The sequence below is a fragment of the Intrasporangium sp. genome, assembly GCF_035688975.1.
In the GTDB taxonomy this organism is placed as follows: domain Bacteria; phylum Actinomycetota; class Actinomycetes; order Actinomycetales; family Dermatophilaceae; genus CALMNV01.
Genome location: NZ_DASSMH010000021.1, coordinates 23,321 through 34,262 on the forward strand (window position 1 = coordinate 23,321; position 10,942 = coordinate 34,262).

The 10,942-nt window shown below is 72.2% G+C and carries 12 protein-coding genes; 3 read left to right on the top strand and 9 right to left on the bottom strand.

Annotated elements, in window-relative coordinates; translation table 11 throughout:
* Window positions 1-58 precede the first annotated feature (58 nt).
* On the top strand, window positions 59-445 hold the full coding sequence (locus tag VFJ94_RS02325; RefSeq protein WP_325002565.1) for a nitroreductase family deazaflavin-dependent oxidoreductase: 387 nt from the start codon (window positions 59-61) through the stop codon (window positions 443-445).
* A gap of 131 nt (window positions 446-576) precedes the next feature.
* Here the strand turns inward: VFJ94_RS02325 and VFJ94_RS02330 are convergent, their stop codons facing one another.
* The 3 genes from VFJ94_RS02330 to VFJ94_RS02340 are packed head-to-tail and all read right to left on the bottom strand — an operon-like array spanning window position 577 to window position 2,461.
* Complete coding sequence (locus VFJ94_RS02330) at window positions 577-1,830, bottom strand: MFS transporter (RefSeq protein ID WP_325002566.1); 1,254 nt, start codon at window positions 1,828-1,830, stop codon at window positions 577-579.
* A complete protein-coding gene (locus tag VFJ94_RS02335) occupies window positions 1,827-2,102 on the bottom strand; it encodes a hypothetical protein (RefSeq protein WP_325002567.1) in 276 nt (91 codons plus the stop codon). Before VFJ94_RS02335 ends, VFJ94_RS02330 begins: the two co-directional genes overlap by 4 nt.
* A gap of 5 nt (window positions 2,103-2,107) precedes the next feature.
* The gene (locus VFJ94_RS02340; RefSeq protein ID WP_325002568.1) at window positions 2,108-2,461 is read right to left on the bottom strand and encodes a cupin domain-containing protein; all 354 of its coding nucleotides are present in this window, start codon (window positions 2,459-2,461) and stop codon (window positions 2,108-2,110) included.
* A gap of 104 nt (window positions 2,462-2,565) precedes the next feature.
* Between VFJ94_RS02340 and VFJ94_RS02345 the strand changes: the two genes are divergently transcribed.
* Both VFJ94_RS02345 and VFJ94_RS02350 read left to right on the top strand, forming a co-directional pair.
* The gene (locus VFJ94_RS02345; RefSeq protein WP_325002569.1) at window positions 2,566-3,228 is read left to right on the top strand and encodes a metalloregulator ArsR/SmtB family transcription factor; all 663 of its coding nucleotides are present in this window, start codon (window positions 2,566-2,568) and stop codon (window positions 3,226-3,228) included.
* 152 nt (window positions 3,229-3,380) lie between these two features.
* Window positions 3,381-4,574, top strand: a complete 1,194-nt coding sequence (locus tag VFJ94_RS02350) for a phytanoyl-CoA dioxygenase family protein (RefSeq protein WP_325002570.1) — start codon at window positions 3,381-3,383, stop codon at window positions 4,572-4,574.
* A gap of 34 nt (window positions 4,575-4,608) precedes the next feature.
* Here VFJ94_RS02350 and VFJ94_RS02355 read toward each other — a convergent pair whose 3' ends face one another.
* From VFJ94_RS02355 to VFJ94_RS02380, 6 genes are all read right to left on the bottom strand, one after another.
* Window positions 4,609-5,652 (bottom strand): LacI family DNA-binding transcriptional regulator, encoded by a 1,044-nt coding sequence (locus VFJ94_RS02355; RefSeq protein ID WP_325002571.1) that lies wholly within the window; start codon window positions 5,650-5,652, stop codon window positions 4,609-4,611.
* 73 nt (window positions 5,653-5,725) lie between these two features.
* Window positions 5,726-6,517, bottom strand: a complete 792-nt coding sequence (locus VFJ94_RS02360) for a DeoR/GlpR family DNA-binding transcription regulator (RefSeq protein ID WP_325002572.1) — start codon at window positions 6,515-6,517, stop codon at window positions 5,726-5,728.
* A complete protein-coding gene (locus tag VFJ94_RS02365) occupies window positions 6,514-7,536 on the bottom strand; it encodes a zinc-dependent alcohol dehydrogenase (RefSeq protein ID WP_325002573.1) in 1,023 nt (340 codons plus the stop codon). The genes VFJ94_RS02360 and VFJ94_RS02365 overlap by 4 nt, the downstream gene beginning before the upstream one ends.
* Complete coding sequence (locus tag VFJ94_RS02370) at window positions 7,533-8,501, bottom strand: 1-phosphofructokinase family hexose kinase (RefSeq protein ID WP_325002574.1); 969 nt, start codon at window positions 8,499-8,501, stop codon at window positions 7,533-7,535. The genes VFJ94_RS02365 and VFJ94_RS02370 overlap by 4 nt, the downstream gene beginning before the upstream one ends.
* Window positions 8,498-9,346 (bottom strand): class II fructose-bisphosphate aldolase, encoded by an 849-nt coding sequence (locus VFJ94_RS02375; RefSeq protein WP_325002575.1) that lies wholly within the window; start codon window positions 9,344-9,346, stop codon window positions 8,498-8,500. The genes VFJ94_RS02370 and VFJ94_RS02375 overlap by 4 nt, the downstream gene beginning before the upstream one ends.
* A gap of 54 nt (window positions 9,347-9,400) precedes the next feature.
* A complete protein-coding gene (locus tag VFJ94_RS02380) occupies window positions 9,401-10,741 on the bottom strand; it encodes an FGGY-family carbohydrate kinase (protein WP_325002576.1) in 1,341 nt (446 codons plus the stop codon).
* Window positions 10,742-10,942 lie beyond the last annotated feature (201 nt).

A 10,942-nucleotide genomic window follows, 5' to 3' on the forward strand; every position in this document is an offset into this window, starting at 1 on the left:
GTCCACGGCATACGGGCGAGCCCTACCGCATTGGTGCCGTCGGGGGGATGCTGGGGCGATGACCGGACCACCCGCCGCCGCCAAGAAGTTCAACAGGGTGGCGGTGCGGCTGGCTGGTCATCGGTGGTTCCCGCTCTGGGCCGTGCTCCGCCACCGCGGGCGCAGGAGCGGCAGGGAGTATGCCGTGCCGCTCGCGGTGATCCCCACCGACACGACGTTCGTCATCGGCCTGCCGTGGGGACGCGACACGGACTGGGTCCGCAACGTTCGGGCGGCGGGCGGCTGCACGGTCCGCTGGAGGGGAGTCGACTACGAGTGCACCGAGCCGGCCTTCGTCGGGCGCGACGTCGCGCTGGCAGCGGCACACGGGGTGGCGCGCCGGGTGCTCGAGCGGCAGGACTTCCCCGGCGGCTTCCTGCAGCTGCAGCGTCGCGTGCTGCGCTGAGCACTGCTGTTGGCGCAGCCGCCTGCGTCTTCGGGCAGGCGATGCTGGCACACGAGCAGTTGCTGACCGCAGGCGCGCCTCCGGCCCGGGACCGCAGCCCTCATCCGCAAGCGATCCTGGCGCCAGGGCTCCTAGGGTCGCCGACCGGGCGCCTGATGGGTCTCGTACATGCGCAGGGCGACGACCAGGCCCGATGCGGCGGTGAGGGCGGCAACGGCCCAGACGGCGGGGCGGATGCCGAGGGCGTCGGCGAGGACCCCGGTGAGCAGGGCGCCGGCGGCGAAGCCAAGGTCGCGCCACAGGCGGTAGACGCCGATCGCCCGTGCCCTCCAGCTGGGGTGGGCGACGTCCCCGATGCTGGCGAGCAGGGTGGGGTAGACCATCGCGGTGCCGGCGCCGAGCAGGAGCGACCCGACCGCCCACGGGGCGGGCGCGTCCGCTGTCGCGATGACGGCAAGGGCGGCGGCCTGGAGCAGCATCCCGCTCGTGATGAGGTGCTTGCGGCCCCAGCGGTCGGACAGCGCACCCGTGGCGAGCTGTCCCACTCCCCAGACGGCGGGGTAGAGGGCGACCAGTATGCCGGTCTGCCCGAGGGGGAGGCCGGCGGAGGTGAACAGGACGGGGAACACGCCCCAGGCGAGCCCGTCGTTGACGTTGTTGACCAGGCCGGCCTGGCTCGCTGCGGAGAGGGCGGGCTCGCGAAAGCTCGTCAGGGCGAACACGCGCCGGTCCGTCGCTGCGCTCGCGCCCGGCCAGGTGGCGGCCTCGTGGTCCGCGTGGGCCCGCGTCTCCTTGACCGCCAGGGTGGACAGACCGAGGCCCAGCGCGGCGTAGGCGACGCCGACGAGGAAGGGCGCCGGCCGCAGCCCGGCGTCTGCGGCGATGGCGCCCGTGACCAGGGCGGTCACGGCGACGGCGAGGTATCCGGCGGACTCGTTGAGACCCATCGCGAGGCCGCGGCGGCGTGGGCCGACGAGGTCGATCTTCATGATGACCGTCGTGGACCAGGTGAGCCCCTGGCTGATGCCGAGCAGGACGTTGGCCCCCACGACGATCCACCACTGCGGCGCCCAGATGAGCAGCAGGGGGACGGGCAGCGCGGCCAGCCACCCGGCGACGAGCACCGGCTTGCGGCCATACCGCTCGGACCAGGTGCCGGCGGCGTAGTTCGTGCCGGCCTTGGCCACGCCGAAGGCGAGGATGAAGGACAGCGCCGCCGTGTGGGAGTCGAGCCCGAACTCCCGGGTCGCCAGCAGCGGCAGCACGGTGCGTTCCTCACCGAGCATCCCTCCGACGAGGGCGTTGACCGCGACGAGGAGCGCGAACTGGGCGGCGTTGGCCCGCAGCCCGAGCACGGGGGAGGCGGCGTCGCCGGTCAGCCTCACGGGCCGGTTTCCAGGCCCTGGCCCTTGGCGGCCGCCCAGTCGTCGGGGCTGCCCGCGAGCACCGTCACCTGGGCGAAGCCGGCCGCGCGCAGGTGGGCCAGGTGCTCGTCGGTGTGCCCGGGCGTGCCGAGGGCGCGCAGGCGCAGGCCGCCGAGGTCGAGCCGGTATGCCGTGTTGCCCAGACCCTGGTCCGCAACGGGCATCCCCCGCGGTGCGGGCATGCGCGCCGCGTCGGGCTGCCGCTCCCCGTCGGGCACGGCGGTCACAGGCATCGCGCTCAGCTGGGCTTGGCGTAGGCCTTGACGCCGGTGTCGAAGAGGACGCATGGCTCGTCGCCCACCGTCCACGCGTCGTGTCCGGGCTCGAGGTTGACGACGTCGCCGGGCCCGAGGTCGAGCTCACGGCCGTCGTCGAAGCGGATGGTCATCTGCCCGGACAGGCAGATCCCGGTGTGGTGGGTCTGGCAGGAGTCGGTGCCGGCGATCGGCTTGACGTCCGTGGACCAGCGCCAGCCGGGCTCGAAGACGCCGCGGCCGAGGGTGAAGTCGCCGAGAGTGACCACGTCGAGATGGCCGTGGTCCCGGAAGGGGCGTCGCTCGTGCGGGGTGTCGATGTTCTGCTTGTCGGACATGGCGTCCTCCCTCGACTCATTCAATTGGTCTCTTGAATAAAACTCCCGTCCTCGCGCGGTTGTCAAGGGACATCTTGAATATGCTGGGGACTGGAGGTGACGAGATGGCGGATCGCGGTGCCAAGGCGGCGCTCTACGACGCGCTCGTGCAGTCGGCCAAGGCGTTGGCCAGCGGGAGGCGTGCGGAGCTGGTCGACGTGCTCGCCCAGGGTGAGCGGTCCGTGGAGGAGCTCGCGCAGGAGATCGGCCAGAGCGTGGCCAACACCTCCCAGCACCTGCAGCGGCTGCTGCGCTCGGGGCTGGTGCAGTCACGGCGCGAGGGGACGCGGGTCTACTACTCCCTCTCCAGCCCCGTCGTCGGCGACCTGTGGCGGACCATGCGACGGGCCGCGCAGGAGCACGTCGCGGGGCTCGAGCAGCTGGCCGCCGACTACCTGGGCGACCGCAGCACCTTGCGCACGATCACCCGCGAGGACCTGCGCGCCCGGTTGCGCGACGGCGACGTGGTCGTGCTCGACGTGCGGCCCGCGGCGGAGTATGCCGCCGGGCACATCCGCGGCGCGGTCTCCATCCCGATCCGCGACCTCAGGTCGCGTCTTGACGAGATCCCCGAGGGCGCCGACGTGGTCGCCTACTGCCGCGGACCCTACTGCGTCTACGCCGACGAGGCCGTGCGGCTGCTCACCCGCACGGGCGTGACCGCCGCCCGCCTCGAGGACGGCTTCCCCGAGTGGGCGAAGGCCCGTCTCCCCGTGGGCCGTCGCTAGGCCGACCAAGGCAGTGCAGGAGGAGCAGGACCTGCTGAGGCGTTCGTGAGGCACTTTGGCGCCTCCCAAGGCCGCCGTGACGTCCTAGTGTCAGTGCATCGCTGCGGGGATCGGCATGGCCCCGGGCCCCACACTTTCCGAAGGAGGCGGACATGAGCACGCTTGCGCGCAAGCCGACGGCGTTGACCACGGGGTGGTACGCCGCGAAGGACTGCAGCCTGGGGGACTTCCGGGAGGTCGTCGAGCAGACGACCCGGCTCGCGGACTACCCCCACGCGGACGCGGTGGTCGAGAACGTCGTCGTCTACGGTCCCCGCCTCTTCGACCACATCGGCGACCCCGGTAGGCGGCGCGTGGTGCAGGCCGAGCTCGCCGCGGCGCTGCTCGACGGCCCGGGCATCGTCGTCTTCAAGCACGCCTTCGAGCCCGCGGTCGTCGACGCCGCGACCGGGGCCTTCGACCGGCTCATCACGGAGCAGAAGGCGGCAGGCGCCGTCGTGGGTGACCACTTCGCCAAGCCCGGCGCGAACGACCGCGTCTGGGGGGCGCTGGACAAGCTCGCCGTCGCCGACCCGAAGGCGTTCGTCACCTACTACGCCAACGACGTGCTGGCCGTGGTGAGCGAGGCCTGGCTCGGCCCGAACTACCAGGTGACCTCGCAGGTCAACGTCGTCAACCCCGGCGGCCAGGCCCAGGTCGCCCACCGGGACTACCACCTGGGCTTCATGGACCGTGCCCAGGCGCAGGCGTACCCGGCCCAGGTCCACGCCCTGTCCCCGGCTCTCACGCTGCAGGGAGCGGTGGCGCACGTGGACATGCCGGTCGAGACCGGTCCCACCATGTACCTGCCGTACTCGCAGAAGTACGGCCCCGGTTACGTGGCCTACCACGACCCGGCCTTCACCGAGTACTTCGATGGCCACTTCGTGCAGCTGCCGCTGGAGAAGGGCGACGCGGTCTTCTTCAACCCGGCGTTGTTCCACGGCGCCGGCACCAACCGGACGACCGACGTGCGCCGCATGGCCAACCTCCTGCAGGTCTCCTCCGCCTTCGGCCGGGCGATGGAGACGGTCGACACGACGGCCATCTGCGAGGCCATCTACCCCGAGCTCCTTCGGTCGAAGGCGGAGGGCGTCGACAGCTTGCGGCTGGGCAACGTGGTCACCGCCGCAGCCGAGGGCTACCCGTTCCCCACCAACCTCGACCTCGACCGGCCCGTGGGTTCCCTGGCCCCGCAGAGCCAGGCCGAGCTGCTGCAGCAGGCCCTCGACGAGGGCTGGGCGCCGGCGCGGCTCACAGAGGCGCTGGCCGCGCAGCAGGGCCGCCGCCGCTCCCAGGCCGGCTGACGGGTGCGTACGCGCCGACGGGCCACCCGGTAGCTCACTCGAGCTGGAGCGCCGCAGGCTCGTTGAACGGGGTGACGACCTGCACCTGCGACGGCAGGCTGACCGGGCTGCCGGGAAGGAGCCGACCGGCCTGCAGGAGCAGGCGGCAGGCGCGACGCAGGTCCGCCTTGAGGTCGTGGTGCAGCACCACCGTGACCCGGCGGGTCCGCAGCAGCTCGAGGTTGTCCGCGTCGAGGTCGTGGGCCACGAAGACGCCCGGGCGACGACCGACCTCGTCGAACGCCGTCAGGATCGCCCGGTTGCCGCCACCGATGGAGTAGACGGCGTCGATGGCAGGGGAGTCCCTGAGCGCCTCGCGCACCGCCCGGGCCATCGTCTCGTCCAGGCCGTCGGTGTCGGTCACGACGGTCACGTCCCGGTCGGGTGCGAGCTGGCCCAAGGTCGCGCGGAACCCGGTCTCCCGCTCACCCTCGCCGCGGAAGGAGGAGTGGCTCAACGTCAGGAGCACCCCTCCCGTGGAGCCGGCCCAGTTCGTGATCACGTATGCCGCCGTGGCGCCGGCCGCGACGTTGTCCATCCCCACGTATGCCGCCCTCCCGCTGGCGGGGATGTCGGTCACGAACGTCACGGTGGGGATCCCTGCAGCCCGGAGCCTCCTGACCGCCTCGCTCACCTCAGGGTGGTCCGGCGCCTTGAGGATCACGCCGTGCGAGCCTCGACGCGCGATCCGCTCCAGGGCCGCGGCAGCCCGAGCCGGGTCGCTGTGCTCACCGAGGTCGAACCGGGCGCGTACGACCGCCGGCCGCAGCGCCTGCAGCTCGGCCTCGAGGGCGGAGCGGCAGGCGGCGGCGAAGCGCTCGGGCGTCTGCATCACGAGGTCGAGGAGAATCGCCTTGCTGGAGAGGTGGATCTGGGTGCGCTGACGCTGCAGCTCGTCGATCGCCCGCTCCACCTGAGCGGCCGTCTCCGGGCGCACGCCCGGCCGTCCGTGCAGCACGCGGTCGACGGTGGCGCGGCTGAGCCCCGACTGTGCGGCGATGTCGGTCACGCGGTAGGCGCGACGTCGTTGGTCCTGCACCCGTCTCCCTCGCTTTCCGGTGCTCGCTTTCCAGTGCCTCGCCCCCAGTGCCTCGCTCCCGGGCTCGCCCGGGCTATGCGCGAATCACCTCGAGCCCGCAGCGCGACTCCAGCTCGGCCGCCGCCTGCTCGGTCAGGCCGTCGTCGGTGACGAGCACGTCGATGTCGGTGAGGGCCGCGTAGTGGAACACGGACTCGCGGCCAAACTTCGAGTGGTCGGCGAGCAGGACCCGCAGGTGCGCCGACCGCACGAAACCGGCCTTGACCGCGGCCTCGGACTGGTCGGGGGTCGCCAGCCCGTGCTCGATGGAGAAGGCGTTGGTGCCGAGGAACGCGACGTCGGCACGGATGGATCCGAGGTGCTGCAGCGCCCACTCGTCCACGGTGGCGGACGTCTCCGGCCGGAGCCGGCCACCGAGGGTGGCGACGGTCCCCGCCTTGGCGAGCATGGCCATGGCGATGGGCAGCGAGTTGGTGACCGCGATGACGTTCGGGCGCTGCGGGAAGGCGTCGGCCAGGGCGGCGGTCGTGCTGCCCGAGTCGATGAGCACGGCACCCCTGTCGGGGATGAACTGCTTTGCGGCAAGGGCGATCCGCGACTTCTCGGCGGCATACGTCGTCCGCGCCCCGACGTGGGGCTCGTAGGCGACCGACTCCGCCGGGACGGCGCCGCCGTGGACCCGTCGCAGCAGCCCCCGGTCCTGGAGGAACAACAGGTCCTTGCGCACGGTCTCGTGGGTGACGCCGAGCTGCTCCGCGAGCGCGTTGGCACTCACCTGGCCGTGCGCAAGCAGGGTGTCGAGGATGACCTGGTGCCGCAGCGCGGCGAGCTGCGTCTCTCCGGGTCCTGGCGTGGGCCGGTTCACGGCCGGATCAACACCTTGATCTCCTGGCCGCTCGAGGAGGCTGCGAACGCCTCCCTTGCCTGGGTCAGGGGGAACTCGGCCGTGACGAAGTCGGTGGCCCTGACGGCTCCAGCCAGCAGCATCTCGATGGACTTGGCGTAGTCCTGCGGGAGGTACGTCGCACATCCTTGGATGCGGATCTGGTTGTCCTGCACGGTGATCGTGGGGATGACGACGTCAGCCGACGGCACCCCGACGATGGCCACCGTGCCGCCCTTGCTGGCCAGGTGGATGGCGGCGACGATCGTCGCCTGGATGGCGACGCAGTCGAAGACCACGTCGGCGCTCTCGCCGAGGGCCACGCGGACCTGGCCCACGAGGTCTGCCTGGGCGGCGTCGACCACCGCGTCCGCGCCGTGTCGCACCGCGATGTCGCGCTTGCTTGCGAGCGGGTCGGTCATGACGATTCGGCGGGCGCCCTCGTAGCGCGCGACGGCGAGCATCAGCAGCCCGATGGTGCCGCAGCCCATGATGACCACGGCCTGGTCCGTGAGCGGACCGGCGATGCGGCCGGCGTGCACCGGCGTCGACAGCGGTTCGATGAGCGAGGCGGTGACATCGTCCATGCCGTCCGGGATGGGGTGGAGCCGGTCCGCGCGGACGACGAACTCGTCTGCCATCCCGCCCTGGGGATAGCCGCAGCCGAAGAACTGCAGGTTCTCACACAGGTTCTCCTCGCCTCGGCGGCACTGCTTGCACGCCCAGCACGGCAGCGTCGGCTCGACGGTCACCCGCTCGCCGACGACGACGGAGGTCACGTCCGACCCGATCTCGGTGACGACGCCGGTCACTTCGTGCCCGGGGTAGTAGGGGATGGGGATGAGCGGGTGGCGGCCGTGGAGCGCGTGCGTGTCCGAGCCGCACACGCCGATGGTGACGGTCCGTGCGCGGACTTCGTCCGGTGCCAGGTCGGCCCGTGGCTCCGTGCGCAGCTCGACGGTGTCGAGCCCGGTCACCACGACGCGGCGAATGTCGGTCATGAAGGGATCCCTTTCACGCGCTGGTTGATGGTGCTGACGGTGATGCCGTCGACGCCCCTGGTGCCAGGGGCCGGGTCCACGGTGGTGGCGGACAGGCACGCGGAGCGGCCCCAGGCGAGGGCCCTTGCCATCCGCTCCCGGGGCGCGCCCGGCACGGCGAGCCACCCGGCCAGGAACGCGTCCCCTGCGCCCGCGGTGTTGACAGCGACGAGCGCCGGGCCGCTGCCGTGCAGTGCCTCGATGCCGTCGGTGTGGACGGCGCCGTCGCTGCCGAGGCTCACCAACAGCTCGGTCCCGTAGTCCGCCGCAAGCCTGCCCGCGGCTTCGGCGACGGCTGGTATGCCGGCGGCGGCCATGTCGGCGCCGACGAGCTCGCCGAGCTCCAGACGGTTGGGGGCAAGGAGATCCGCCTTGGCCCGCAAGGCGGCCCGGAGCGCGGGGCCGGACACGTCGACCGCGCAGCGGACGGCATACCGATGAGCCAGGTGGACGAACTCGCCCACCACGTCTGGCGCCATCCCTGGCGGCAACGAGCCGCACAGCGCCAGCCAGGACTCTCCCGCGTGCCGGTCGACGCCGGTGAGGACGGTCTCGAGGGTCCCGAGGAGCGTTTCCACGTCGGCCCGCGCCAGCGGCGTGCCCGGGCCGTTGACCTTGACCGTCTGCCCCGACCCGAGCAGGAGCGAGGTGTTGATCCTCGTCTCACCCTGCACGGGGACCGCGACGTGCTCCACCCCTGCTGCAGCCAGCAGGTCGCCGACGTGGCGCCCGGTCTGCCCGCCGGCGGGAAACACGGCTACTGTCGCGACGCCTGCCAGGTGCAGGGCCCGGGAGACGTTGACGCCCTTGCCGCTGGCCTCGAGCGAGGAGGTCTCGGCGCGGTGGACGTCGACCTCGCCGAGCGGGGCCTCCCCGAGGGCGTAGGTCAGGTCGAGGCTCGGGTTGAGCGTGACGGTGACGATCATGACAGCTCGTCTCCTCGGACGACCGCCGCGAGGCGGGCGACGACCGCCGCGAGCTCGTCGCGGCCCGGTCGCAGGTACTTCCGGGGGTCCACGAGCGTGTCGTCGCCCGTGATGACCGACCGGACCGCCCGCGTGAAGGCCACGTTGAGGATCGTCCCGATGTTGATCTTCACCATGCCGGTCGACACGGCGGCGCGCAGCTGGTCATCGGGGACGCCCGACGAGCCATGCAGGACAAGGGGAACGGGCAATGCCTCTGCAAGCCGGCCGATCAGCTCGAGGTCGAGGGCCGCGGTCCGGTCGGTCATGGCGTGCGAGCTGCCGACGGCCACCGCCAGCGCATCGACACCGGTGGCTGCGACGAACTCGCTCGCCTCGTGGGGGTCGGTGCGCGCACCCGGTGCGTGCGCGCCGTCCTTGCCACCGACCTTGCCCAGCTCGGCCTCGACATAGAGACCGTGCCGATGGGCCCAGTCGGCGGCCGACGTGGTCGCGGCGAGGTTGTCGGCGTAGTCCAGCCGCGACGCGTCGAACATCACCGAGCTCAGCCCGCTCGCGGCCGCCTGGTGAAGCAGGTCGGTGTCCTCGACGTGGTCGAGGTGGACCGAGACGTCGACCGTGGCGCCGGCAGCCACGGCGACCGTGGCGGCGGCAATGGGCTGCAGACGGCCCCGGTGGAACTTCACGGCATTCTCGCTGATCTGAAGGATGACGGGAGTGCCGGCACGCTCGGCGCCCTGGACGATCCCCTCGGCGTGCTCCAGGGTGATGACGTTGAAGGCGGCGATGCCGCGGCCCAGGGTGTGGGCCTGGTGGACTAGGTCGGCCGTCCTTGCGAGCGGCATCGTTCCTCCTGGAGCTCTCTGACGGGTTGTGGGTGGACGCGGCGTGAGGGCAGGTCAGCCGGCGGTCGCTGCGGTCGGCAGGTCGTCGAAGTCGGAGTAGAGACCTGCCGCGAGGCCCGCGAGGAGCGCGGCTCCTCGGCAGCCGGCCTCCTGCGTGGTGGCGCGGCGGATGGGCCCGACCGTCTCGGACTTCGCGGCCATGAGGGCGGTGCTGTGCGTCCACCCGCCGGCGACGAAGAGACGGGTGCGGGCGCCGCTGGCCTGGCCGAGGACGTCGCTGAGCCGGGCCGCCTGAGCGTTGACCGCGTGGGTGGCCGCGCGCCACACCTCTCCCGGGGTGGCAGCGGGATCGATCGTGACGTCTCCGGCACCTGGGCCGAGTATCACCGCTTCGGGCAGGTTCCTTGCGTCGTGGGCCGCGCGATCAAGGTCTGCGAGCCCTTCCCGGTCGACGCCGAGGGCCGTCATGACCTTGCCCAGGAGAAGCCCGCCCTGGGTGGCGCCGAGCAGGCACCAGCGGTCCCGGGCGGCATGCCAACCGACGGTGATGCCCTGGTCGGTGAGACTCTGGATGACGTCTTCGGGCAGACCGGGGGCTGCGGTGCGCAGGATCGCCTCGGCCGTTCCGCACGAGTCGAACTCGTCGCCGGGAGTGTGACAGCCCAGGCCGATGGCAGCCGCTTGGTGGTCGTGTCCCGCCACGGTGAGGACCGCGCCGTCGAGCGCCGCCAGCGGGCCAGCGGTCCGAGCCGTGCCCATCGGAGTTCCCGCCGGGACGAGGTCGGCGAGGAGGGACGCAGGGGCGCCGGACCAGTCGAGTGCCTCCGCCCACAGTGTCCGCGTGGGCAGGTCCAGCCACCCGGTGCGCGAGACGAGGGAGAGCTCGGTCGCGCGTGCCCCACCGAGCCCCCGGACGATCCACTCGGCCACGCTGTAGCGTCCTCGGGCCGATGCCACAGCGGGGACGTGCTCGCGGAGCCAGCGGTGCTTGGTCAGGCTCCACTGCGTCCACAGGGGCAGTCCGGTCCGGCGCGAGAACGTCGCGCCCCCGAGGTCCGCCTGGAGCGCCTGCAGCTCGCGCGCGTCGCGATGGTCGTGCCACGCGATGACGGGAGCGACCGGCGTGTCGGCGGCGTCGGCCAGGATGCCGGACTCGGCCATGCTCGCCACTCCGACGGCGACGATGCGGTCGTCAGGGCACTGTCGCAGCGCGTCCGCGAGGGCGGCCTGGGCGGACTGGAGCAGATGCAGTGCGTCGGTCTCTTCGCCGTATGCCGTGGGGGCCCAGACGGTGGGGGCGCGGCCGACGGCGAGCTCCTGCCCCTCCGGCGTCAGCAGCAGCGCCTTGACCGACGTCGTCCCGGCGTCGATGCCGGCCAGCAGGGATCGTGGCACAGGAGCTCCGGTTGAGGATCGTTGGATCTAACGTTGGGTTTCGCTGGAAACAGTTGTAGAACCCAACGCCTGGTCCTGTCAAGCCCTCGGCCCCGCCTCCCCGCTTGCGACACGGAGCAGCCCGTGGGGCGCGGGAGATCCGGCCCACGGGCTGCCGCCGACCTTCAGTGCATGTGGGAGCCGCCGTTGACGTCATACGTC